The 24,120-nt window shown below is 57.1% G+C and carries 26 protein-coding genes; 18 read left to right on the top strand and 8 right to left on the bottom strand.

The window, feature by feature from the left end:
• The first annotated feature begins 17 nt into the window (after positions 1 to 17).
• From CFB04_RS10050 to CFB04_RS10030, 5 genes are all read left to right on the top strand, one after another.
• Complete coding sequence (locus tag CFB04_RS10050) at positions 18 to 2,438, top strand: YfhO family protein (RefSeq protein WP_088535145.1); 2,421 nt, start codon at positions 18 to 20, stop codon at positions 2,436 to 2,438.
• A 33-nt stretch (positions 2,439 to 2,471) separates the two neighbouring features.
• Positions 2,472 to 3,410: a glycosyltransferase family 2 protein gene (locus CFB04_RS10045; protein ID WP_088535144.1), complete on the top strand. Its 939-nt coding sequence runs from the start codon at positions 2,472 to 2,474 to the stop codon at positions 3,408 to 3,410.
• 85 nt (positions 3,411 to 3,495) lie between these two features.
• Positions 3,496 to 4,185: a bifunctional 2-polyprenyl-6-hydroxyphenol methylase/3-demethylubiquinol 3-O-methyltransferase UbiG gene (locus CFB04_RS10040; RefSeq protein WP_088535143.1), complete on the top strand. Its 690-nt coding sequence runs from the start codon at positions 3,496 to 3,498 to the stop codon at positions 4,183 to 4,185.
• A 63-nt stretch (positions 4,186 to 4,248) separates the two neighbouring features.
• Positions 4,249 to 5,883 carry a hypothetical protein gene (locus CFB04_RS10035; protein WP_088535142.1) on the top strand — a complete coding sequence of 545 codons (1,635 nt, stop codon included), beginning with the start codon at positions 4,249 to 4,251 and terminating at the stop codon, positions 5,881 to 5,883.
• Positions 5,884 to 5,975: 92 nt separating this feature from the next.
• Positions 5,976 to 6,740 carry a tRNA1(Val) (adenine(37)-N6)-methyltransferase gene (locus CFB04_RS10030; protein WP_088535141.1) on the top strand — a complete coding sequence of 255 codons (765 nt, stop codon included), beginning with the start codon at positions 5,976 to 5,978 and terminating at the stop codon, positions 6,738 to 6,740.
• On the opposite strand, the gene CFB04_RS10025 is transcribed toward CFB04_RS10030, so the two are convergent.
• Positions 6,700 to 7,164 (bottom strand): DUF721 domain-containing protein, encoded by a 465-nt coding sequence (locus CFB04_RS10025; RefSeq protein ID WP_231934149.1) that lies wholly within the window; start codon positions 7,162 to 7,164, stop codon positions 6,700 to 6,702. The two genes, CFB04_RS10030 and CFB04_RS10025, sit on opposite strands and share 41 nt — an antisense overlap.
• Positions 7,165 to 7,177: 13 nt before the next feature.
• A complete protein-coding gene (locus CFB04_RS10020; RefSeq protein WP_088536773.1) occupies positions 7,178 to 7,435 on the bottom strand; it encodes a hypothetical protein in 258 nt (85 codons plus the stop codon).
• A gap of 110 nt (positions 7,436 to 7,545) precedes the next feature.
• Here CFB04_RS10020 and CFB04_RS10015 point away from each other — a divergent pair, with 110 nt between their 5' ends.
• From CFB04_RS10015 to CFB04_RS09995, 5 genes are all read left to right on the top strand, one after another.
• Positions 7,546 to 7,803: a DUF3343 domain-containing protein gene (locus tag CFB04_RS10015; protein ID WP_088535139.1), complete on the top strand. Its 258-nt coding sequence runs from the start codon at positions 7,546 to 7,548 to the stop codon at positions 7,801 to 7,803.
• Between the two features lie 118 nt (positions 7,804 to 7,921).
• Positions 7,922 to 9,346, top strand: a complete 1,425-nt coding sequence (hpnJ, locus tag CFB04_RS10010) for a hopanoid biosynthesis associated radical SAM protein HpnJ (RefSeq protein ID WP_088535138.1) — start codon at positions 7,922 to 7,924, stop codon at positions 9,344 to 9,346.
• A gap of 169 nt (positions 9,347 to 9,515) precedes the next feature.
• On the top strand, positions 9,516 to 10,382 hold the full coding sequence (hpnK, locus tag CFB04_RS10005; protein WP_088535137.1) for a hopanoid biosynthesis-associated protein HpnK: 867 nt from the start codon (positions 9,516 to 9,518) through the stop codon (positions 10,380 to 10,382).
• Complete coding sequence (locus CFB04_RS10000; protein ID WP_088535136.1) at positions 10,375 to 10,755, top strand: EamA family transporter; 381 nt, start codon at positions 10,375 to 10,377, stop codon at positions 10,753 to 10,755. Before hpnK ends, CFB04_RS10000 begins: the two co-directional genes overlap by 8 nt.
• Positions 10,756 to 11,043: 288 nt before the next feature.
• A complete protein-coding gene (locus CFB04_RS09995) occupies positions 11,044 to 11,418 on the top strand; it encodes a hypothetical protein (RefSeq protein WP_088535135.1) in 375 nt (124 codons plus the stop codon).
• Between the two features lie 51 nt (positions 11,419 to 11,469).
• Here the strand turns inward: CFB04_RS09995 and CFB04_RS09990 are convergent, their stop codons facing one another.
• Positions 11,470 to 11,841 (bottom strand): glutaredoxin domain-containing protein, encoded by a 372-nt coding sequence (locus CFB04_RS09990; RefSeq protein ID WP_088535134.1) that lies wholly within the window; start codon positions 11,839 to 11,841, stop codon positions 11,470 to 11,472.
• An 8-nt stretch (positions 11,842 to 11,849) separates the two neighbouring features.
• The gene (locus CFB04_RS09985; protein WP_231934148.1) at positions 11,850 to 12,272 is read right to left on the bottom strand and encodes a S41 family peptidase; all 423 of its coding nucleotides are present in this window, start codon (positions 12,270 to 12,272) and stop codon (positions 11,850 to 11,852) included.
• Between the two features lie 88 nt (positions 12,273 to 12,360).
• Here CFB04_RS09985 and asnS point away from each other — a divergent pair, with 88 nt between their 5' ends.
• Both asnS and CFB04_RS09975 read left to right on the top strand, forming a co-directional pair.
• A complete protein-coding gene (gene asnS, locus CFB04_RS09980) occupies positions 12,361 to 13,746 on the top strand; it encodes an asparagine--tRNA ligase (RefSeq protein ID WP_088535133.1) in 1,386 nt (461 codons plus the stop codon).
• Between the two features lie 387 nt (positions 13,747 to 14,133).
• A complete protein-coding gene (locus CFB04_RS09975; RefSeq protein WP_088535132.1) occupies positions 14,134 to 14,412 on the top strand; it encodes a hypothetical protein in 279 nt (92 codons plus the stop codon).
• A gap of 126 nt (positions 14,413 to 14,538) precedes the next feature.
• On the opposite strand, the gene CFB04_RS09970 is transcribed toward CFB04_RS09975, so the two are convergent.
• The 3 genes from CFB04_RS09970 to CFB04_RS09960 form a co-directional block, all read right to left on the bottom strand.
• Entirely contained in the window at positions 14,539 to 14,985 is a 447-nt protein-coding gene (locus tag CFB04_RS09970; protein ID WP_088535131.1) for an HIT family protein, read from the bottom strand.
• Between the two features lie 37 nt (positions 14,986 to 15,022).
• Entirely contained in the window at positions 15,023 to 16,558 is a 1,536-nt protein-coding gene (locus CFB04_RS09965) for a R3H domain-containing nucleic acid-binding protein (RefSeq protein WP_088535130.1), read from the bottom strand.
• Between the two features lie 171 nt (positions 16,559 to 16,729).
• Entirely contained in the window at positions 16,730 to 17,212 is a 483-nt protein-coding gene (locus CFB04_RS09960; RefSeq protein ID WP_088535129.1) for a chemotaxis protein CheX, read from the bottom strand.
• Positions 17,213 to 17,418: 206 nt separating this feature from the next.
• Between CFB04_RS09960 and CFB04_RS09955 the strand changes: the two genes are divergently transcribed.
• Positions 17,419 to 18,033 (top strand): carbonic anhydrase, encoded by a 615-nt coding sequence (locus CFB04_RS09955; protein WP_088536771.1) that lies wholly within the window; start codon positions 17,419 to 17,421, stop codon positions 18,031 to 18,033.
• A gap of 77 nt (positions 18,034 to 18,110) precedes the next feature.
• Here CFB04_RS09955 and CFB04_RS09950 read toward each other — a convergent pair whose 3' ends face one another.
• The gene (locus tag CFB04_RS09950; protein WP_088535128.1) at positions 18,111 to 18,602 is read right to left on the bottom strand and encodes a zinc ribbon domain-containing protein; all 492 of its coding nucleotides are present in this window, start codon (positions 18,600 to 18,602) and stop codon (positions 18,111 to 18,113) included.
• 229 nt (positions 18,603 to 18,831) lie between these two features.
• On the opposite strand from CFB04_RS09950, the gene CFB04_RS09945 reads away from it, so the two are divergent.
• The 5 genes from CFB04_RS09945 to CFB04_RS09925 all read left to right on the top strand — a co-directional run bounded on the left by CFB04_RS09945 (position 18,832) and on the right by CFB04_RS09925 (position 24,078).
• Complete coding sequence (locus CFB04_RS09945) at positions 18,832 to 20,631, top strand: methyl-accepting chemotaxis protein (RefSeq protein ID WP_088535127.1); 1,800 nt, start codon at positions 18,832 to 18,834, stop codon at positions 20,629 to 20,631.
• Positions 20,632 to 20,750: 119 nt separating this feature from the next.
• Positions 20,751 to 22,010 (top strand): Nramp family divalent metal transporter, encoded by a 1,260-nt coding sequence (locus tag CFB04_RS09940; protein ID WP_088535126.1) that lies wholly within the window; start codon positions 20,751 to 20,753, stop codon positions 22,008 to 22,010.
• Between the two features lie 120 nt (positions 22,011 to 22,130).
• Positions 22,131 to 22,244 carry a rubredoxin-like domain-containing protein gene (locus CFB04_RS09935; protein WP_088535125.1) on the top strand — a complete coding sequence of 38 codons (114 nt, stop codon included), beginning with the start codon at positions 22,131 to 22,133 and terminating at the stop codon, positions 22,242 to 22,244.
• Positions 22,245 to 22,281: 37 nt separating this feature from the next.
• Positions 22,282 to 22,728: a ferritin family protein gene (locus CFB04_RS09930; RefSeq protein WP_088535124.1), complete on the top strand. Its 447-nt coding sequence runs from the start codon at positions 22,282 to 22,284 to the stop codon at positions 22,726 to 22,728.
• Between the two features lie 141 nt (positions 22,729 to 22,869).
• Positions 22,870 to 24,078, top strand: coding sequence for a hypothetical protein (locus CFB04_RS09925; RefSeq protein WP_088535123.1), 1,209 nt, complete (start codon positions 22,870 to 22,872; stop codon positions 24,076 to 24,078).
• The last annotated feature ends 42 nt before the right edge of the window (positions 24,079 to 24,120 follow it).

Below are 24,120 nucleotides of genomic sequence, written 5' to 3'. Positions count from 1 at the left end.
CGATTAACGGAGCATTCATGACGGAACGGAAAAAAGATCTCGCGGCTTTGACGATCCTGCTGGCGGTCCTGGTCGTCTACTTCCACGAAATCCTCTTTACTGACAAGATAATCCGGGCGCCGGACATCATAAACGAGTATTACTGGGCGGTGCTCGATCTCTCGAAGCGGAGCTTCGTCGACTTCTTCAGGTTCGATTTCACCGCCGACTGGGACATCTACAACAACAGCGGCAATACCCTTGAGGGGGGAGGAACCGGAGGGCAGTTCCTGTTCCTGCCGAACCTCATATATTACTTTCTTCAGCCTCCGGTGAGCGTTGCGTGGTTTATCGTTCTTCACCTCTTTTTCGGTGCATGTGGTACCTACCTCTGCTGCAGACTTATCGGGGTAGGGGCGCTGGGCTCCTTCCTCGGCGGCCTCATCTTCGCAATCGCACCGGAGAATGCATCCCTGATAAACGCGGGGCACGTCCTCAAGATCGCCACCATCAGCGTCGCCCCGTGGGCCTTCTACTTCTTCGAGAAGGGGTTCCAGTCACGCCGGGCGCTCCTGTTCATGACGACAGGCGTCGTGCTTGCGTTTCAGTTCTGGTACAGCCACTGGCAGATCGCCTACTACACCTGCCTCGGCATCGGTGTGTACGGCATCTGCCGGTCAATCGGCATCATTGTCGCCGGGAGGGAGCGTTCGGCCAGGGGGGTGGCGAAGCTCGTTCTTCTAAATCTGGTCACCATGTTTTTCTTCCTCTCTACGGTCGCCATTGACCTGATGCCCCTTGCCAATTGGTCCGTCTCCACCAATCGCGGCGCCGAGAGCGGCGCCAATCAGGGGAAGGGGGGGCTGGACCGGGAGGAGGCCATGTCCTGGTCCCTTCCACCGGAGGAACTGGCATCCTTCGTCATCCCCGGCTTCTTCGGCTTCTCGCGTCAGGAAGCCGGGGAGAATCCACCCGGGATCAGGTCCTACTACTGGGGGAGGATGAACTTCACCCAGACGACGGACTACATGGGTCTGCTGCCCTGGCTTCTGTTGCCGCTGCCTCTAATCTTCCGCCGGGACCGCTACACGTGGCTGGCGCTGGCTGCGGTGGCGGGAGGGATCATCTTCTCAATGGGGAAATACTCCCTCATCTACAACTTCCTTTTCGATTATTTCCCCGGAGTGAACAGGTTCAGGGTGCCGAAGATGATCATGTTCCTTCCGGTGTTCGGCCTTGCGGTTCTGTCAGCCCGCGGAATCGACCTGATTCTCGACCCCGACGCGAGAAAAACCGGCGCGTTCAGAAAGTACCTGTGCGGCGTCACGGTCCTCCCCCTGCTTCTTCTTGGCGTCATGGGCATAGGTATGGCGGGAAGGGAGCGTTGGATAGAATCGTTCATAGAGATGCTTGCCCAGCCGACCCGTTACGAGCAGGGCCCTGCCCTCGTCATGCAGCGATGGGGCAACATCATCTATGAGACGGGTGCCGCAGCTGCCGTTGCAGCCCTATATGGAGCCGCGATTTTTGCCATCTCCAGAAGATGGATTCCCGCTGTGGCTGCTCCTCTCGTGCTTGTTGCCCTTTACCTTGCAGATACAGGGAGGGTGAATTACAAGTTCATGTTCCTCGTGGACGTTCCGAAGGAGACGAAGAATTACACTACCCCTGCCATAGAGTTTTTGTCACAACAGTCGGATATGTACCGGGTCCTTCCGGTAAGCAGCGGCCCCGGGCCATTCTCCAGCAAGAAAATTCCGGTAATGTTCATCCCGATGCCGGTGCAGCAGAAGAGGTGGCAGGATATCCTCGACAGCTTCAGTTTTTCCTCTGCAATTCCCGACATGCTCAACGTGAAGTATCTTGTGTATGAGGGGAGGCAGTACGAACAGGAAAAACAGCACATGGGGGAGAAGTTCGTACCCGTTTTCCGGTCCCCCGACGGTTCCGAGGTGGTTCTGGAGAACCGGGCGGTCCTTCCTAAGGCGTGGCTCGTATCGTCGGTGCTTTTGCCGGGGGATGACCGGCAGACTCTAGGCCTTATGCAGCATCCCGAGTTCGATCCCCGAAGGATGGCTCTCGTCGAGTCTCCTCCTCCCCTGCCGATGGCTTCTCCCGAAGCGCTTCAGGCCATCCCGCCCGGGGAGGTCAAGGTGACACGGTATGAGGACATCCGAATCGATCTCACTGTCAAGGCGCTGCAGAACACGCTTCTTGTGCTGGGAGAAAAATACTACAGGGGCTGGAAGGCCAGCGCGGACGGCAAGGACCTGGAAATTTATCCGGTGAATCATATTCTGCGAGGGGTCTACCTCCCTCCCGGAGAGCATCAAGTCGTTTTCCGGTTCGACCCGCAACCTTACAAGATCGGGAAATACCTGACCTTCAGCTCTTTCCTTCTCTTTGCCTGCATGCTCGTATGGGAGCTGTGGAGGAAGCGATTTCGTGCTGCAGCATGATTTGGTGTGTTCCTGTCGTGATCGGTGACCGAGATGAGTGAAAAGCGCATTTCCATTGTGGTGCCCTGTCATAATGAAGAGAGTAATGTCGGGATTCTGCTGAGCAGAATCATGTCCACTATGTCGGCTATAGGCCTTGAGTATGAGGTAATTTTTGTTGATGATGGAAGCACCGACAGGACGCTGCACGTGCTTAAAGGCCTGCAGGACGCACACCGTAATGTCAGAGTAGTGGAGCTTTCCAGGAACTTCGGGCATCAAGCCGCAATCTGTGCAGGTTTGGACACTGCCAAGGGGGATGCGGTTATAATGATGGATGCCGACCTTCAGCATCCCCCGGAAGTTATAGCCCAGCTCGTCATGAAATGGAAGGAGGGCTTCGAGGTTGTCTACACGGTAAGGAATGATCCCGCGGGGACACCCTTTCTCAAAAAAATCACGGCCCGCCTCTTTTACCGACTGGTCAACCTGCTCGCAAAGATAGACATTCCCTACAACAGCGCCGACTTCAGGCTTCTCGACAGAAAGGCTGCCTATCATCTCTTGTCGCTACCGGAGAAGACGAAGTTCTTGCGCGGACTGGTCAACTGGATAGGGTTCAGGAGGTGCGGAGTTACGTATGAGGCGTCTCTGCGCAATGCAGGCTCGACAAAATATACATTTCTCAAAATGTTGAGATTCGCTATAGACGGAATAACATCCTTTTCAGCGTTTCCGTTGCAGCTGTCTACCATAATGGGGATGGTGGTTTCCCTGTTCAGTTTTGCCTATGCCGCCTATGCCATAATTATGAAGCTATTTTCGGACTATACTATTGCGGGCTGGGCGTCGGTGCTCGTATCCGTACTGTTTCTCGGCGGAATCCAGCTTATGAGCCTCGGTATCATCGGTGAATATATTGACAGGATCTATACGGAATCCAAGTCGAGGCCCATGTACATAGTGCGCAATATCTATGGTGAAGATGAATGAGTCCTTAAGGAAAGCATGTCCGCGACAATAATCTTCGGAATGATGATAATTCTTACAGGAATAGTGATCGTCTCAAAGGGTTGAAATGTTAAAAGACAAAGACGACAAGATGTTCTTTTACGACCGGTTCGCGGACGACTTCGACTCCGTGATGAACATGTACGACACGGATCGCCGGCTGGACGTGATTTTCAGGGAGCTCATTCCAGAGGATCTGCAGGGCAAGCTGCTGCTGGACGGCGGGAGCGGTACAGGCTGGTTCAGCAGGGAAGCCTCTGTGAGGGGAGCAGCCGTAGTTTCATTGGACGTCGGTGAAAATATTCTTTCGAAGGTCGCCGCGAAATGCGACTCGCATAAAGTTGTGGGTAGCGTGCTCGACATTCCCTTCAAAAGCGGGCATTTCGACTATGTAATCTCGACTGAGGTCATTGAGCATACCCCTGATCCGAAAAGAGCGGTCATGGAACTGAGCCGGGTCGTGAAGAGCGGTGGCACCTTGGTTATAACTGTGCCTAACAGGGTATGGCACCCTGCCATAGCTATCGCAAATGTTCTCAAGCTGAGGCCGTATGAAGGGTATGAGAACTGGGTTGGGTGGCCGCAGTTGAAGGCATGGGTAGAAGCTTCCGGCTGCTCCGTGATTTCGATGAAAGGGATTCATCTTTTTCCGTTCGTTGTTCCCCAGCTCAATCCTGTTTTGCGATGGTTCGACCGTTACGGCCAGTCCCTTGGACCGCTCATGCTCAACATATGCCTGAAGGCGAGTAAAAAATGATACAGACGGCGGATGTCGTCGCGGATTTGTGACTCACCAATTCCTGTTCGAGGAGATGTAGATGTGCTAACCCTGCAGGCGTTAACGAAGTTTAAGTCATGGTTTATCCTGGCCGGTTCGACTCTTTTTTCCCTTTTCCTTTGGGGCAGCAACCTCAAGGCAAAATGGGGTTTTCTGGATGACCACGAGATAATACGGTTCCTCGGTCCGTCAGGAAATGTCAGCATAACCGGGCTTCCCGCACTGCTTTCCGCAACCGAGTTGGCGAATCCCGGAACATCTCCCAGGTACCGGCCATCCTACTGGCTTCTGAGAATCATGGAGACCTTTCTCTGGGGCGATTCCCCTTTCTTGTGGTACGCCTGCAGGATAGTCCTGTTCGCCCTCTCAGTGGCAATAGTATGGTGGCTGCTTGACAGGTACCTGGGGTTCCTGGCGTCCCTGCTCTTTACCGCATATATCTTCAGTTTGCCCTTCTGGACCGACATATGGACCCGCCTCGGCCCTGCCGAAACGTATGCCGTGTTCGGTTGCGCCTTATATGTTCTTGGTTTTGCCAGAGTGGGAGAAGCCTGGAGGGAGGGTGATCGCTTAAGGGTAAATGCACTTTCGAACTGGCTGATCATGCTTGTCGGCTCGTTCATAGTTCTCGGTGCCAAGGAGAACATGCTGTTCCTGATGGTCCCGATCCTCATTTTGCCCGGCCTGCTGTGGAAAAAGAATGTGCTCTCGGCGACCGCTTCCATAGCCTCAGCCCTTATGGCTGGATATGGAGTGTTTGTAGCGACTGCCGTTACAATGGCCATGACCAGGTCCGGGAAGGATATTTATGCCAACGATACCGGTGTTGGGGGGCGAATCGAACTGCTGGCTTCCGGGGTGGAAAGAGCCATCAATAATCAGGTGTTGATCTGCCTGGCTCTCTATCTTGCGGTGCTTTTTTCGTTGTCGGTTCACCTGCTGCTCGCCCGCAAGGGGACATTGAAGCCGTTATTGAAGCAGGGTCTGAATTTTTTCACTCTGTCAGCGCTGTTGATGATGTTGTACGTAACCCAGTTCCTGTTCTACAATGGCGACTGGCCGAGCGAAAACTTCGGCAGGTATAACTTTCCCGGCTTGCTGGTGTATCCGTTCTTCCTGCTCATCGCCTTCCATTTTTCACTTAAAGCAATCGCCACTGTGTTCCCGGGGATAGGCACCGAGAAGTGGTCACGGGTGGCGCTTTCTGTCCTGGGCTTTGTTCTAGTCTACAGCAGCGACATTCCGAAGCTGAGGGAAGCGGCGCAGGCCCGGTCCCAGAATACACAAGCAATAACAGCCTTTGTGTCTTCTCTCTCCCAAACTCTCCATGGTGACCCGCAGTCCAGCCTGTTCCTCATGAGTTCGAATGTCGTGGTCGATACCGAGCCTATAACTTCTGTCGCAACATTTCTGCGGGCGAACAAGGTGAAGAATCCCATACATGCTGTCGTGAACATGAGGTCCCCCCAGAACATGACGAATGCCCGCTCCGAAATCGGGGCTAAGATGATACTGAATATGATCAATATCCAGAATAATGGGAGCAGGGATGCTCTGGCGTTCTCTGCGCCTGGGAAAAACGATTCCCACGCATGTTACAAGGTAGAGTTTTCAGGTGCCGGGCCCGACTCCAGAGGATGTACCAGTCTGATGACGATCATGCCGGGGGGGGATTGAGGGCGTTCATGAGGGCCGAGGCGCTGGCTCATCCTGCGCCTTGAGCGGAACTACGCTCCCATGAGTCGAGCATCTGGGCCGGAGATCTTTGCATGGAACAGACGGTTGATACGCTTAAGACTTACGGGCTGCAGATAACCCAGCCCCGGCACGGATACCGTTTCTCCCTCGATCCGCTGCTTCTTTGCGAGTTTGCGCCGAAGCCGGACGGGGGGAGTGTGATGGACCTGGGTACCGGATGCGGGATCATACCTCTCGTAATGGCGCGTCTTGCGCCATCCGCGGAGCTGACCGGGGTCGATCATCAGGAGTACATGGCCGAGCTTGCGCTGCGGAATATCCGGGAGAACGGTCTCGATGGGCGGGTGCGGATACTTCACGAGGATGTCCTGCGGCTACGGAAGCTCTTCGATGTCTCTTCCTTCGATCTCGTCCTTGCGAATCCTCCCTACCGAAGGCTGGGGACGGGGAAAGTGAGCCCGCGGGCAGGGCGCGATCTGGCGCGGCACGAATCGACTGCCACCCTGGCTGATTTCCTCGAAACAGCAAAGTTCCTGGTTCGCCCCGGAGGGAGCATCTGTCTGATCTCCCACCCCGTGCGCCTTGCCGAGCTGTTCAAGCTCTCATGCGAGCTGAAGCTGGCGCCATTGCGGTTGAGGATGGTCCATGGAACGAGCGAAGCGGAGGCGAGGATGTTTCTTGTGGAGCTGGCGAAGGGGCGGAAAGGGGACCTGAAAGTTCTACCCCCGCTGGTGGTCCGTGGGGCGGATGGCGATTACAGCGAAGAGGTGAAGCGGATGTACCGGGAAGGTGAGACTACTTTTTCTTCATCCGGTCCTGAAGATGGCGCGTCATGAGACGGGAGAAAGCTTCCCGAAGCTCCTCGTCCGCTATCTCGGCCGTATCGTCGGCCACCTGTTTGCGCTCGGCTGCATTCAATGACCGTGCAGTGGGTTGAGGAGGTTTCGGCGCATCCGCCGCCGGTTCGAGGCGGCCCGCCTTCAGATTGATATCCCTAACAAGTTCCTGCCGCAGCATGCCGTTAAGCTTGTCGATGATCCCCTTCTTCAGGAAGGTAAGTTGCTGCATCCATGGAGCACTTGATACGGTGACCGTGAGAATTCCGTCGCGGATCGCCACCGGCCTGGCCCGTTCAGCGATCCGCGGCCCCACCGCCGTATCCCAGATCTGCCAGATTGCCCCTTCCTGAAGGCGCTTTTCGGTGGGGGTGCCACGGAAGACTGCTGCAAGCAGGTCCCCGACGGGGCTGGGACGACGCATCCGCTCCCGCTCCCTACCCATTGCTGTTGCGCCTTTTGTGGATAATCCCCCCCAGGATCTGCCCGACCACCGCACCGCCCAGGGTGAGGGGAATGATCTTCCAGCCGAAGCCGGACTTTATCCGCATGTATATGATCAGGGGAATGGAGATGTGAACGTAGAAGTACCACCCGAAGGTGAACTTCTCGTAGTTCTGGCGCAGGTAGCCGAGCGGCAGGTTGACGGCAACGGCCACGGCTACAAGTATCAGGAGGGAGAGGGCGGGGTGCATTGCTGCATGGTATGAATTTGCCGGTGCTTTGTCAATTGCAGATGGTGAGGCCGCTTCCGGCGTGAGAATTATGGCCGCAGCGTCAGCGGTTTCCGGAACAGGAGGCATGAATGGTAAAGGATGGGGAATACGTAGCGATATTCAACTCGATCCATCGCGTGATGAAGGCTGAGAAGCTCCTCAAGGAGAAGAGGTTTCCAATGCTCCTCATACCTGCGCCCCGGGCGCTTACCTCAGACTGCGGCCTTGCGATCAGATACGCTGAGGCGGAAAGGGGAGCGGTGGAGGGGGCGCTTGCGGAGGCCGATCTTCTGCCGGAGGAGACGTATGTGAAGCAGGGGGAGGCGTATGTGAGGGTTTCAGGGTAGATTCAAGGCCATGGACCCCGTGACGTCACCCTGTTATACCTTGACAACCACAGGGGCAGCGTCTATTGTAGCCGTTTGTTTTTCGGCAGACGTTCATGAGTACGGACAGGAGTAGGTGATGAAGCCATTGTTTTTGAACCCACCGACATTCGAGGATTTCGACGGCGGAGCCGGCGCGCGCTATCAGGCTTCGCGGGAGGTAACCTCCTTCTGGTACCCAACCTGGCTCTGTTTTCCCGCCGGCATGATCCCGGGAAGCCGCGTAGTGGACGCCCCGGTGCAGCGTTTCGATCTTGACGAGTGTCTGCGGATTGCGCGGGATTACGACATGGTCGTCATGTACACGTCTACGCCGACGCTTCACATAGACGTTGAGACCGCCCGCCGGATTAAGGAGCAGAATCCCCGGACGGTGACGGTTCTCACCGGCCCCCACGTAACGGTGCTTCCGGAGGAGTCGCTTCTTTTCGCCAAGGGAGCGGTGGACATCGTATGCCGCGGGGAGTTCGACTACTCCACCATGGAGCTCTGCGAGGGGCGCGAGTGGGAGCGGGTCGACGGCATCAGTTTCGTGCGGGATGGTAAGGTGGTGCACACGCCGGACCGGGCCCCGATTGCCGATCTGGATGCGCTTCCTTTCGCTAGCCAGGTTTACGCACGCGATCTTCCCATAAATGAATACGTCATCCCCCATTTCCTTCACCCGTATGTATCCATCTACTCGAGCCGCGGCTGTCCCTCCAAGTGCATCTACTGTCTTTGGCCGCAAACCTTCTCCGGCCGTACCATGCGGACCCGCTCTGCCGAGAACGTCTTTGAAGAGGTGAAATGGATCGTCAATAACATTCCCGGCGTCCGTGAGATCTCCTTCGACGACGACACATTCACCGCCGATCGAAGGCATGCCCGCGAGGTGGCTGCCAGGTTGAAGCCGCTGGGCATCTCCTGGACCATCAACGCCCGAGCCAACTGTGATTTCGATACACTCAAGGTAATGCGGGAAGCGGGGCTGCGGCACGTGGTGGTGGGCTTCGAATCGGGGAATGATCAGATCCTGAAGAATGTGAAAAAAGGTGTTACCAAGCAGCAGGCGATAGAGTTCACCCGCAACTGCAAAAAGCTAGGGCTTTCGGTGCACGGGGCGTTCATCATGGGCCTTCCGGGGGAAAGCCGTGAGACGATACAGGAGACGATCGAGTTTGCAAAATGCATGGACCTCAACTCGATACAGGCTTCGCTTGCCTCTCCCTATCCTGGGACCGAGTTCTACGAGCTGTGCAAGAAGGAGGGGTGGATAGCCTCCGAGTCCTTCCTCGACGACACCGGGCACCAGACCTGCGTAATCGGATACCCTCACCTGTCGAACAAGGAAATCTTCGACGCGGTGGAGCTTTTCTACAACAAGTTCTACTTCCGCCCCAAGTACATAATGCGCAGCATCGGCAGGATGATCGTGAACGCCGAGGAGCGGAAGAAGCTCCTTAAAGAAGGGCGGCAGTATCTGGAGTATATGAGGAAGCGCAAGCAGGCAGGAGCCTGCTGAGGCTAGGCCCACTGATTTAGCGGATCACTGACAACCCCAGGTTGCTCAAAAGCAGTCAGATCGTCGCACTCGCAGAAAGCCCCACGGAGGCGTAGCAGCGCTACGCCGCACACGGGGCTTTCGAGGACGGCGGCGAGATGGTTGCTTTTCAGCAACCGCAGTAAAAGGCATGAAAGAGCTCATCATAAATGCCGACGACTTCGGCCTCTGCAGCAGCGTGAACGATGCGGTCCTCAAGGGGTGGCGAGAAGGGATACTGACGAGCGCGTCCCTCATGATGGGAGGCGCGGCGTGTGCCGAAGCCGTTCAGCTTGCCCAAGAGAACCCGGGGCTACAGGTCGGTCTGCACCTGACCCTGGTGCAGGGACGGGCGGTGGAATCTCATTCCGGATTCCCCACCATTGCCGCCCATGACGGCAGCTTCAGCACCGATCCGGTTCTTTCGGGGATGAGGTTCTTCTTCATAAAACAACTCCGCAAGCAGCTTCGCCGGGAGATCGAGGGGCAGTTGAAGGCTTTTGCAGCCACCGGTCTGCGCCTCTCCCACATTGACGGACATCTGAACATACACCTCCATCCAACCGTCTTCCATATCCTCCGGGAGCTCATGCCCGAGTACGGCATCCGCAGTTTTCGTCTCACCCGCGAGCGGCTCCGGCCCAATCTTGCCATCGACCGGGGGCGTATTTTTGGAAAGGCCGCGGACGCCTTCATCTTCTCCCAGTTGTCGCAACGGAGTCGCCCATGGCTCGACCAGGTCGGGATCTCCTATGCGGACGAGGTGAAGGGGCTCCTCAGTTCGGGAGGAATGACCGAAGAGTACCTTCTGGCAGCACTTGATGGCCTGGGAGAGGGGCTCACAGAAATTTACTTTCACCCCGGGTCCCGCCCCTGCCCGGAAATTGCGCGCTGGATGCCTGACTATCGGCATGAGGAGGAGCTGGCGGCGCTCACGAGTCCACGGGTGAAGCAGAAGATGTCCGAACTCGGAGTCAGGCTGAGAAATTATCGAGGAGAGGAAAAAACGTATGCTTAAGACGCTCATCATAATGCTCCTCGCTGTCTCAGCGGGAACCGTTGGGGATCTGCTGCTCGCCAAGGGGATGAAGGAGCTTGGAGACCTGTCAGCCATGAACCTGCGCGGAATCCTGCAGGTGGCTTTTCAGGCGTTGACCAGCCCGAAGCTCATCATCGGAACGATGATGCTGGCGATATTCTTTTTCCTGTGGCTGGCGGTCCTCTCCTGGGAGGACCTGTCAGTGGCGCTGCCGATGCAGGCGCTCAACTATGTGCTCGTTGCATTTCTATCCCAGTACTTCCTCGGCGAGGTGGTTTCTCCCACGCGGTGGGCCGGCACCATCCTCGTCTGCATCGGCGTTTTATTGATCACCAGGAGCAGCGGCGCCTGATCCTAAAGGAAGTTCCTGTTCCCCCGAGTCCTTCACCCCCTGTTTCTGAGCGCTCCCTCCTGATCGCTACCAGCTAAATGACGGTGCCATTTTCCGTTTACCCGAAGTGCTGAATACATACAGGGATAAGCCGGGATTAGCACGCGTACATAGTGTCAGTATAACTCATTAAAATTAAAAGCTGCGGGAGGAGTTGAAAAATTATAATTTTAATGAATTGTGTAACTAGGCGAAACACTTGCATTGTGAGGCGGAAGAAGTCAGTCCGACAGCAGCGAGGAGGAAGGTATGGAATCGTTGTCCGCCCTGATGCTCGTAATTATCGCCCTGTTTCTAAGTGTTACGGTTCCGAGACTGTATGGGGACTGGATTTCATGGCAGGCACATATGCGGGAAGGCGATCTGGAGCAGGCGCGCAGGGTGATGGCGGCGGAAAACCTCTGGGTGCAGCGCCATTTCTGGTGCGCAGCTGCGGCCATCGCCATGGCCGTGCTGCTGGATAGCGGAGCGCCGGATGCTGCGGCACATCGTTTGGCACATATTACAAAAGTTTACGCAGGGATCTCACTGGTCCTGGCTCTGATCGAATCCCTCTTCGCACATAAAGTTTCTGCTGCACTGGCAGTGGCGCAGGATGGGAAACGATCGTCGGAAATGGGCTGAAGATGCCGCAATATCAGCAGAAAAAAGGAGCTTCGGCTCCTTTTTTTTCACTCATTTCTTGTCTTTCCGCGAATCCTCTACCGCCTTTTCGAACCTCTCAGGACTGAAACCACGCAGCACCACCTTGTCGTCACCTATGACGATCACCGGAACCGACTGGCTCTTGTAGCGGGTCGAAAGCTCTTCCATGAAGGTCTCGTCGGCCTCTACATCCTTGTTGATGAAGGGAATGCTTCGACTCGTGAAGTATTCCTTGGCTTCCTTGCAGTGGGGGCACCAGGATACCGAGTATAGAACGATCTTCGGGTAGTTCTGCTTCCGGCTCTGTGATGGTGTTACGGGGGTCTGCTGAGGTTCCGCGGCAGCATGATCGATGATCATGAGACTGAGGAGCAGGGGCAGAGCTGTGGCGATTCGGCGCATTTTTCCTCCTATTTCCGGACTACCAGCTGACGTCTTACCAGCGTGAATGCAAGCGGTTTCTCCCGGCCCAGCCGCTGAACCGTGAGCGATACCTTCGTGCCGCTCCGGCCGCGCAGCCTGAAATTTACGATCTGCTGGAAGTCGCTGCCTCGGGTAGGCTTGCTGTCCACATGGGTTATGAGATCACCGATCCTGATGCCTGCTTTGTGGGCGGGGCCGCCGGCAACGAGCTGCCGCACTTCGATACGTCCGTCCTTGCGTGGTACGCCGTCGATCCCGATGCCGCCGAAATCGGTGCTTGTATTTGCATAAGATGATGCAGCAATCACTAGCGTTGCGGCGAATGCCAGAAGACGGAGTGGGGTTTTCATACCGCAAACTATATCGCAGCGGGTGCTGCAGGTCAAAAGAAAGGTCATACGCCCACTCACTGAGCAAATCTCCGCCCCTTCGGCAAGATCGATTGCCCGGTGTGATAAAATGAAGTACATTAGCTGCATTTCAGCACGGAGATAAGCCATGGAACGAAGAGTGAGCGTAAGTCACGTTCTGACGGAAGCGGCACCCGGTGTGGAGGTTCTCGTAAAGGGATGGGTGCGGACCATTCGGACAGGGAAGGAAATCACCTTCATCGCCCTCAACGACGGGTCGTGCCTGGCGAGCCTGCAGGTTGTGGTGGATGCCGGAACCTCAGGGGAGTCTGCACTTGCAGGTGCGGGCACGGGGAGTGCTGTCGCGATAGGGGGAGTCGTCGTCGAATCACCGGGCGCCGGGCAGCGGGTGGAACTCAGGGCAGCTTCCGTGGAGGTTGTCGGGACTGCCGACGAGAGCTACCCGCTGCAGAAGAAACGTCACAGCTTCGAGTTCCTTCGTACGATAGCCCACCTGCGTCCCCGCACCAATACCTTCGGGGCAGTGTTCAGGATGCGTTCTTCGCTTTCCCATGCCGTGCACCGTTTTTTCGCGGATCGCGGCTTCCTCTATGTCCACACTCCCATCATCACCGCCAACGACTGCGAAGGGGCGGGGGAGATGTTCCGGGTTACGACCCTGCCGATGACGGCCCCCCCCTTGGTGGAGGGGAGTGTCGACTACTCCGCCGATTTCTTCGGCCAGGCCACCGGTCTTACGGTCAGCGGACAGCTTGAAGGAGAGCTCTTCGCCCTGGCCTTTTCCGACATCTATACCTTCGGGCCGACCTTCCGTGCCGAGAACTCCAACACTCCACGTCACGCTGCCGAATTCTGGATGATAGAGCCCGAGATGGCCTTCGCCGACCTGATGGCTGACGCGCAACTCGCCGAGGATTTCCTCCGGTACCTCTGCCGTCACGTGCTCGAAAATTGTAGTTCGGATCTGGAATTCTTCAACGAGCAGATCGACAAGGGGCTCATTGAGCGGATACGGAAGGTCGCCGACGCTTCCTTCGCAGTGATGGACTATACCGAAGCCATCGACCGGCTGAAAGCGGCACCGGTGAGGTTCGAGTATCCGGTGGAATGGGGGCTAGACCTGCAGACCGAGCACGAGCGGTATCTGACGGAGCAGGTGGTGGGTGGACCGGTATTCATTGTGAACTACCCGCGGGGTATCAAGGCGTTCTACATGCGGCTCAACGACGACGGGCGGACGGTGGCGGCGATGGACCTCCTCGTGCCGAAAGTCGGGGAGATTATCGGCGGCAGCCAGCGGGAGGAGAGGCTCGATCTTCTTCTGGGACGGATGGCGGAAGTGGGGATAGATCCACAGGATCTCTGGTGGTATGCCGACTCCCGCAGATGGGGCAGTTGCCCCCATGCCGGCTTCGGTCTCGGTTTCGAGCGGCTTATCATGTACCTCACGGGGATGGAGAATATACGGGATGTAATTCCCTTTCCAAGGACCCCGCGACATGCCGAGTTTTAGCGCAGCGCCATATTCGAAGCGCTCACGGCGTTGCTCGTGCGGTGTGACCTCGGCGTACCTCCAGTACGCCTGCGGCCCCTCCTCCTCGCTGTCTTGTGATCATTTCGAATCTGACGCTGCCCGATAGATAGCGCAGCACCATATTCGAGCGCTCGCGGTGTTGCTCGTGCGGTGTGACCTCGGCGTACCTCCAGTACGCCTGCGGCCCCTCCTCCTCGCTGTCTGGTGATCATCTCGAATCTGACGCTGCCCGATAGGATAGCGCAGCGCCATATTCGAGCGCTCGCGGCGTTGCTCGTGGGGGGGCACTTCGCCATTAACGCCTGCTTTTCCTCTTGGGGATCATTACAATCTGACGCTGCTGCAGTCATCGTTTAGGGGGACCTGATGGAAGGTTATGTACAACCCGAGCTTCTTCTTTTGTTGGTGATGTCCGTCCCAGGCGCAGCCGGAGGATGGCTCGCCTACAACCGGGGGCGAAATTTTATCGGCTGGTGCATCCTATGTGCGCTCTTCCCGGTCTTTCTCCTCGTGATTTACTACAACAAGCCGCTTCGAGAAGTTCCCGGCAAATTCAAAAGGTGCCGTTCCTGCTCGGAGTGGCTGAAGTGGCGCGACCCGGTCTGCAAGTATTGCAACGCCAGCCAGCCGGCAGAGGACATTTAGGCGGTTGTTGAAAAACAGGTATGGCGCGCCTATTTGAAAGTCTCTGCGTGGGGCGTAGCGTGCTGTGCCACCGTAGCGACTTACTGCGGTTGCGGCGATCCGACTACTTTTGAACAACCTGCATTTTCAAACTACATCCTCCTCTTTCAGGCGATCGACTGCTGCCTGTATCCTTTTCTGCATGTCGAGAGCTTCCGTTTCTTCGCCATATGTTGTGCGAGGCCAGAAGAACCCGCGAAGGCCGTCCTTGCGCCGTCGCGGCACTATGTGGATGTGCAGGTGCGGGACGCTCTGGCTTACCCGGTTGTTGATTGCCACGAAGATGCCTTCCGCGCCGGTTGCATCCTCCACTGCCGCAGCCAGCATTCGTGCAGCAGTAAACAAGGGCGCTACAAGGGGGTTCGGGAGTTCGACAAGGGTCACTACATGCAGTCGCGGGATGAGCAGAAGATGCCCGGGAAAGAGGGGGCGGCGGTCCAGGAATGCAATGCACAGGTCATCCTCGAACACGGTCCACGCACCGACTTCTTTTCGGGCGATCAGGCAGAACTGGCAGGGTGATGATTCCGGCAACTCTCCTCCCGAGTCGACTGAAGGCAGTTAGTCAGTTTCATGCCTGTTCCTCCAGCGGGTAGATGACAAGGTGGCGTTCCGGCTCCCGTCCGCAGCTGAGAGCCGTGAGTCGGCTGCCTGCTATGATCCGGTGCTGCATCTTTCGCAGGGCAGGCCGGCGTGGCGTAAGAGCCACTTCCTTTCGCTCGTGCAGTACCCTGTCGATGGCGGCTTCCGTTTCCGTAACCACCTCCTGGACTTCATCGTCCTCGATCCCTTCGATTATGTTGAAGGCCTGCTGGAGCATCCGCCGCATCTCGTTAGCGGTATTTCGCTTGAGGAGGTGAAGGGACGCGTCACCTTCCTCCATGGCCCGTTTCAGCCGGAAGTCTTCGCTGCGGGAGCGCAGCGCCAGCACTAGGTCTGCCTGCTCCGGAGTCCCTACTGTTCTGGCGTCGATCCCCAGGCTCCTTATCACCCTCTCAAGAAGATCCCGGCTCAGCGCATAGGGATAGATCCGGAGCGGGCCTTCCCGCCGGGCAAGCTGCTGCGCTGGGGGCGGTCCGGAGGGCTCGCGCCTGTGCTCCGCCACGGTAATGGCTCCGTTGGCTGACTGCTCCCGCCGCTGGCTCTGGGGAGCGAATCCCCGCAGTATTGCATCGACGGCTGCGCCCGTGTCACGATGGATGATAAGTTCGTCCCGGTCTTCCATTTCGACGACAATATCGAAGGTAGGAGGAGACCGCCTTTCGCTGACGGTCTTAGTTGTCCTGCGCCTGCGGGCTTCTTCGTCGCTGAGGGTGACGGTCTGCACTCCTCCTACCAGGTCGGAGAGGGTCGGGTTGATTATCAGGTTCTCCAGGGAATTCCCATGGGCGGTTCCGATCAGCTGCACTCCGCGCTCGGCGATGGTGCGGGCTGCCGCGGCTTCGGCCTCCGTGCCGATTTCATCCACGATTATCACTTCCGGCATGTGATTCTCCACAGCCTCGATCATCACAGCGTGCTGGCGGTCGGGGCGGGGCACCTGCATTCTCCGCGCGCTCCCTATTCCGGGGTGAGGAATGTCGCCGTCGCCGGCGATTTCATTGGACGTGTCGATGACGATCACGCGTTTGTGGACGTCATCTGCCAGCACCCGAGCCATCTCCCGCAATTTCGTGGTTTTTCCGACACCTGGGCGGCCAAGGATGAGGATGCTTTGTCCGGTCTCGATCAGGTCGCGCAGAAGCTCGATCCCACCGAAAACCGCGCGTCCCACACGCAGAGTGAGCCCGATGATCTGCCCCTTGCGGTTTCGGATGCCCGAGATGCGGTGGAGGGTGCGCTCAATCCCCGCTCGGTTGTCGTCGCTGAATTCCCCCACGAGTGCCAGCACATGGGCCAGCTGGTCGCTGTCCACGGGCTGGTCTCCCAACTTGACCGTTTCCTCGGCGAGTCGGGCGAGGGGGGGACGCCCCAGGTCCATTACGACCTCCACAAGCTGCTCCACCGCAAGCTTTCGGAGGGCCGTCTGGATTTCCGCCGGCAGCGCGGCAAGAAGCAGATGGACGTCGTCCCCTTGAACAATGGATTTCTTTGCGGAATCTTTCATGGCTCCCCCACCTTTCCCTTTCTGAAATTGTAAAAGAGCGAGGTCGTATTGCAAATTGAGGCGTAGTGGCTAATGCAGGCAGCGAGAGGAAGAAAAGCTGCGGTGAAAGGGGGGAAAAGGAAAAGGGGCGGGAAGTCCCGCCCCCTCAAGAGGTCCGTCATGGCAGGGCGGTCACATGTAAACCATGACGCGCAGGGCAATCACTCCGTCCAGCGATTTAAACGGGATGGTGACTCCTTTGCACTGCACGTTCATGCTCGATCTTTCTTCCTGGATCGGGCGGATCTTCCCTGAAACTATGAGCGGCAGTCCAAGGGCGACATTCCCGAACTCTTCATGATACCTCGTCTTGAACACGCCCGCGATGTTGTTCGTCAACTCGCCTATGGCGTCGCGGATCGCCTCTTCATCGGGCTCATCCATCATCAGGAGCGACTTGGCTATGTCGAAGGCCACTTTCCCCGCCGCTCCGAGGATGATGTACCCCACCCGGTCACCGGCCACGCCGACTATGCCGACGATATCCGAATCGACCGGATCGACCTTCTTCTCTACCTTGCCGGCGTATATTTCCAGCCCGAGATAGGTCTTGAAGGTATCCTGGGTTGCCGCCATGATGGTGAACATTATTTCTTCGAAAGAAATCTGGGACATCCTTCCTCCCTTGAAAGGTTTTTTAGAACCTATCGCCCCGATGTAGGGGCAACTTTAACCTGGTGCAGAAAAACCAGGAGACATTGCCGTCTGACCGTCTTGTTCCGCCGCTGGGCCCCTTTTATTCCGCAGGGATGGGACCGGCAGTATTGACAAACGGTGCTGTCACCGGTATTTTTCCGGAATTCCGCGTAGGGGGTCCATTCGTGACATTGCTCGATTCCATTCTCTCTGCCAATAGAAAATTTACACACCCGGGTGCGTTTCCGCCGCTTCCCAAGTCTCCCCAGAAGCAACTGGCGATATTCACCTGCATGGACACCCGGCTCGTCGATTTCCTCGAACCGGCTATGGGGATCAGGCGGGGAGAGGCCAAGGTAATCAAGAATGCAGGCAATACGGTCATCGACAGCAACGGGGGCGTGATAAGAAGCCTGGTTGCGGCAATATTCCTGCTGGGAGTCGAGGAGGTTTTCGTGATCGGGCACCGCGATTGCGGTATGGGGACCGTGGACGCCGAAGACCTCCGGGCGCGGATGGTAGAGCGGGGCATCGATCCGCAGGCGATCGATTCACTGGAGCCTGGTCTTCCCCAGTGGCTTGGGGCCTTCCAGTGTCCGGAGAAAAATGTGGAGCAGGTGGTTTCACTGATACGCAACAGCCCGCTCATCCCTAAGGACGTGCCGATCCACGGGTTGCTCTTCTGCCCGGATAACGGCTACCTCATGGAACTGGTCCGCGGTTACGCTCAGGGGGAAGATTCCACAGGACATAATGCAGGAGAGCGAATAGTGTCAGGGGCTGCGGATATTACCGGATAAGCTCACCCCAGAGCGAACCGGCATCTGGAGCTCCAGTGAGCCCATTGATGCGGCCCGTCTTCTTTTTACCGCTCCGGTCACTCGAAAGGGTAGAGGGTGTCATCGTGGGCGGGAGGGGTGTACCTTCGCCTCAGCCCTTTGATGCCTTCCCGTGAGAAGGGATTTTCCTCTTCCAGCAGTGTTCCCATCTCATCCTCTATCTTCTGCGGATCTTCACCGGCTTCCAGGCGGGCGATCACTTCCTCTATGCCGCTTCCGAAGTTCACCCCGGCAGCATGGGAGAGCCGCCGCATGAACCGCGCCACCTGGCGCGGGTTCCCCTCATCCATTCCATCCAGTTCCCCCGCCAGCGACATTATCGCCTTCTCCAGGCGCGACTCGTCCACATCCGGCATCCCCTCTTCCGGTTCTTCCTTCCGCCCCTGCGATAACGCAAACCTTGAAACCTGCCGCTCCAGCTCCTCCTTGCCGCACCGCGGACATACCGGCTGCCTGTCACCTGCGATGCGGCGGGAAAGGAAGTTGTAGATCGTGTGGCAGTCGCTGCAATAGAATTCATAAACCGGCATGCTAACTCCTCCTTCATATCGAATAGCTTTGGCTGCTCATTATTTTTCCAAACATAATTCTATCACACGGGTGTTGTCTGCAGCAATGCACGGCGTGCGGGAGTAGCGCTCAAAACGTCCGTTTAAGTTTTAATCCTTATCGCCGATATGCAGCTCATCATCCACCTGGATTTCAGACCGTTCTAAAATGATTGCAGCGCAAGTAGATGTGGGTTGCTGAGGAGATACCATGGAAATGTTCAAATCGATGTACTCGATGCTGGAACGGAAGTTTTTCAACACCCTCACCAGAAAGCTGGTGGGGAATATTGCGGTGCCGGTGGTGCTGCTTCTCTTCTCCCTTCTCGTCTACCAGCGCGTCAGAGCATCTGTCCTATCCGTTCTCTCACGGGAAAAGCTGGGGGCAGCTCCCATCGCCAAGGTAGGTGAAGAGCTGAGCCGCGGCTTTTTCGAGCTGGCTTCCCTTACGATGGTTTCCGTCGTTGCTGCCGTAGTTGCCATTGTATTCCTGCGTTATCTTCTGGTGAAGCCCTTCAGGGAGATGCAGAGAAGCTTCGTGCAGAGCGGCAAGGACCATGGTGACCTCTCCAGCGACATGCCCATCAATACCTATGACGAGATCAGGGACTTCGGCGAGAGCTACAACAACTTCCTAGGGAAATTGCGGGAGGTGATCGGCCGGCTGAGGAAGATCGGTGTCAATACCGCATCACAGTCCGCCCTCGTCCTCAAGCGGCTTATGGACTCGCAGGCGAGCTGCGAGAAGCAGGGGGAGAAGGCTCACGTCATTTTCGAGTACAGCAGCCGGATTACCGATAACGTCCGGAACGTCTCGGAGAGCGTGCGGGAAATCTCCTCCTCTACGGCCACGAACCTGGAGACTGCCCGGGAATCTTACAACGATCTGCTGGAGGTTGCGGAAAAGATCGGCCAGACGAGTGAGAAGCTGTCTGCTTTCAACATTACCGTGGAGGAGTTGAACAGGAGCTCGGAGAGCATCAAGGAAATAGTCGAACTGATTCAGGACATCTCGGACCAGACGAACCTGCTGGCCCTCAATGCCGCCATCGAGGCGGCCCGGGCAGGCGAAGCGGGAAGGGGATTCGCCATCGTCGCCGACGAGGTCCGCAATCTCGCCCAGCGTACCAATGCCGCCGCGGTCGATATCGCCCGGAACATCACCGGCATCAACCTGAAAGTGAAGGAGACGCTACGGGATACTGAGGTGCTCAACAGCTACACTGTACAGAACCGGGATGTGGTGCAGCGGACTTCAGAGGAGTTCCGGAAGATGGTCGAGGAGTTCGAGGGGACGAGCGCGCAGCTTTCGCGCATCAACTGCGCAATGGACGAGCTTGCCTCCACCAACAGCGAAATCCATGCGGAGGTAGCCGAGATAAACCAGCTGAGCGGCGAAATGGTGCGGCAGATGCAGGAATCTGTCCGCGCCTCCCGAGGCCTGTCGGCTGTTACCGAGGAGATGATGGGGCTTGTCTCCCTTTTCCGGACCGGTACCGGCGGTTACGAGGATATCCTCTGCAAGGCGAGGACATACAGGGATACGGTCCAGGAGAAAATTGCCGGCCTTCAAAAAACGGGGATAAACGTATTCGACCGAAATTACCAGGCGGTTCCCAACACGAATCCCCAGAAGTACAGGACAGCCTACGCCGAGCAGTTCGACCGGGAGCTGCAGGCGATCTACGACCGCGCCAGGGACGATATGGGAGCAATCTACGCACTTGGTCTGGACGTGAACGGTTACCTTGCCACCCACCATAGCAGCTTCTCACGCCCTCCTACCGGAGACTATGAGACCGATCTCAAATTCAGCCGGAACCGCCGCATGTTCAACGCCAACGACATGGAAGTGAAGCGAGCGAAGAACACGGAACCGTATCTCCTCCAGACCAATCTCCGGGACACTGGAGAACTGCTCAACGACCTCTCCCTGCCGATCATGATCGACGGCAGGCACTGGGGGGCCTTTATCATCGGCCTGGACCCGAACCTTCTGCTCAAGGACTGACAGGGGCTGGGGGGGCACCGGGTTCTTATTCCGGCAGTTACATTTCCCGGGGCGGTTGCATTATCCGCGTCTCCTGCTACCTTTAATGGGCAGGTATTCGTACCCCTCAGGTGAACCGCATGCAGATCAGCCGGCTTTTCCGGCTCCCCCGGCATGTCCGGGCGGTCGCTTCCGATATCTTCCGCTACATCGGCCCGGGACTCCTCGTCACCGTCGGCTTCATCGATCCCGGAAACTGGGCTGCCAACGTGGCGGCAGGCTCCGGTTTCGGCTATTCCCTCCTGTGGATGGTGAGTCTCGGGACGCTGATGCTCATCCTGCTGCAGCACAACGCCGCCCATCTCGGAATCGTCACGGGTTATTGCCTCTCCGAGGCGGCCACCCTCTTTCTTCCCCGCCCGGTGTCACGCACCCTGCTATTTTCCGGCTGGCTGGCCTCGGTCGCCACGGCGCTCGCAGAACTTCTGGGCGCTGCCATAGCTCTTCAGATGCTGACAGGGCTTCCGATCCGCCTTGGTGCTTTCGCCTCGCTTCTTCTCGCCATCTGGCTGATCCTCAGCAAGTCGTACAACAGGATCGAACGACTCATCATCGGGTTTGTTTCGCTCATTGGCCTTTCCTTCGTATTCGAACTCCTTCTCGTTTCTGTCGACTGGCGAAGCTCCGCGGCAGGCTGGGTAAGCCCTTCCATTCCTCCAGGAGCGCTTCCGGTGGTGATGGGCGTTCTGGGGGCCGTAGTAATGCCGCACAACCTGTTCCTTCATTCCGAGATCATTCAGAGCCGGCAGTGGCATCTCCAGGGTGAGGAGGTAGTGGTAAGCCGGCTCCGCTATGAATTCTTCGACACCCTTTTTTCCATGATCGTCGGTTGGGGGATCAACAGCGCAATGATCATCATGGCGGCCGCTACATTTTATCTTCGAGGAATCGAGGTGACGGACCTCGCCCAGGCGGAAAGCATGCTGCGTCCCCTCCTTGGTGAATTTGCGGCCCTGGTTTTCGCGGTGGCTCTTCTTCTCGCGGGAATCGCTTCAAGTATCACGGCGGGCATGGCGGGCGGTTCGATTGTCGCGGGAATGTACGGCGAACCATACAGCAGCACTGACCCGCACACCCGCCTGGGGGTCGCCGGCACGCTTGCGGCTGGTGCGGCGCTGATATGGACCATTGAAAATCCATTCCGTGGACTGATTCTGTCCCAGGTGTTTCTCAGCATCCAGCTGCCATGGACCATCCTCCTTCAGATATACCTGACCTCTTCCTCACGGGTAATGGGAAAACACGCCAATCCGCCGCTGACAGTCTTGAGCCTTGGGGTGACTGCGGCAATAGTCATAATACTTAACGTGATGCTGCTGCTGGAGACCCTTCGCGGATGAAGTAGCGTGGTATTTGTAGTAGAGGACAAAAAAGATCTTTTTCATTGACAGTGTTCCAGGTCTTGCTTTAAAGTTGGATCCGCTATTGGTTGGAGCACCGATGTTCTGAAAGGAGGCTGCATGAGAAAATGGCGCTGTGTAGTGTGTGATTATATTCACGAGGGGGATGAACCGCCGGAGAGCTGCCCCGAGTGCGGGGCGGGACGGGAGAGTTTCGAAGAGGTCCATGCCTGAAAACGATGTTGCTGGAAAACGCACAGGAGGATGAACGATGACCACTCTGGAAGAAATCATCAGGTTTGCAGTGCAGCGGGAAGAGGCTGCCTACCGTCTTTACAAGAGCGCGGCGGAGAAAAGCACCAGCATTGCTGCCCGCAAGATGTTCGAGGAAATGGCTGCAGAGGAGGCGGGGCATAAGGAGGTTTTCAGCAGGGTGGAGGTCGCGGAGGCTGTGGGAAAAATGTCGGCCCGACAACCCGACATGAAGCTCGCCGAGTACCTGGCCGAGATTCCACTGAAGCCGGACATGACCTACGACGAGATTCTCCGCTACGGGATCAAGACGGAGGAGAGCGCCTACAGGCTTTACCTTGCTGCTGCCGATATGACCGACGATCCGAAGCTCAGAAAGATCCTGGAGTCGTTCGCGCAAGTTGAGCTGGGGCACAAAAAGAAGCTGGAGGAAGTTTATGACGAACGGGTGCTGACCGAGATGTAGGTGCATCAGCGCAGCCAACCAAGGGCCGGCATAATTGCCGGCCTTTTTTTTATTTAGGCTTGGCCAGACTCTCTGGCGGCGCTGTTGACTGGGCAGGAGAGGCCTCTATACTTAAGGAAATACTTAAGAAGGGGGTAGACCATGAGCTTCAACCCGTTCAAGGAGCGCGGAATCCCCGCCGAGAAGCAGCTCAGGCCCTGGTCGGAGCTGAACGTCAAACCGTACGATAAAGATGAAGTCCATCCGTACACTCGCGCACGGATAATTTTGATGAACGGCATCGAAGTTGAGGGAGCCATCTTTTCTCATCAGTTCGCGCGGAACCTGGCAGATCAGGAGCTGAAGAAGCTTCTCGCCGAGACCCGCAGGGTCGAGCAGCAGCAGCAGAAGGCAATAAACTGGCTGTCGCCCGGGAACGAGACGCCGCTGGAGACTACCATCGGATATGAGCAGGTTGCGGTGGACCTGACCGCCTTCCTCGCAGCGAACGTTCCCGACCCTTACGTGAAGCAGGTATTCGATTTCGGCCTGCTCGAAGACTTCGACCACCTGTACCGTTATGCGAACCTCCTTGAGATGACCCAGGGGGTTAAGGCGGAGCGCCTGGTGGGCAAGTTCACCGAAATCACCCCGGGCCGTCCGACGATCAAGGAGCACCGCCACCCGTTCGACGACGTCCGCAAGCCAATGGAGCGAAAAGCCGCGGCCCCGCTCACAAAGCTCTATGTACTGACGCTGCTGGCCGGGGAGCAGCAGACGATGAACTTCTACATGAACCTGGGTAACACCTTCAACGATCAGGTCGGAAGGGGGCTGTACCAGGAGATAGGAATGATCGAAGAGCAGCATGTCACGCAGTACGAGTCGCTCCTGGATCCAAATACTCCCTGGATCGAGAACGCCCTGCTTCACGAGTACAACGAGTGCTGGCTCTACTGGTCGTTCATGGAGCAGGAGCGGGACCAGAAAGTGAAGCAGATATGGGAGCTGCACCTGAACATGGAACTCACGCACCTGCAGACGGTGGCGGAGATCGCGAGGAAAATGGGGATAGAGCCGGAGCAGTGCGTGCCGCAGACCCTGCCGGAGCCGCTTCAGTTCAGGTCGCAGATCGACTATGTGCGGCAGATTCTTGCTACCCAGACCGACTGGAACGCATACGAAACGGAAATAGGTCCGCCGGAGAAACTCCCGGAGAACAAACGCTACCAGCAGTGCCAGCAGATGCTGAACGCGCAGGGGGCACCGAGCGAGCAGGTTATCGAGCAGAACATCTCCAAGAACAAACGGGACTACAGGCAGGAGTTGTCAGGAGAGCACCCGGTGAAGGAGTTGCGGCAGAAAAAATAACAGTACCCGAGCGAACATAAGGGCGGTCCCGATCCCAGGGCC

The sequence above is a fragment of the Geobacter sp. DSM 9736 genome, assembly GCF_900187405.1.
Lineage (GTDB): Bacteria > Desulfobacterota > Desulfuromonadia > Geobacterales > Geobacteraceae > DSM-9736.
The sequence above is the reverse complement of the archived record's forward strand: the minus strand, read 5'-3'. Positions and strand labels throughout refer to the sequence as shown.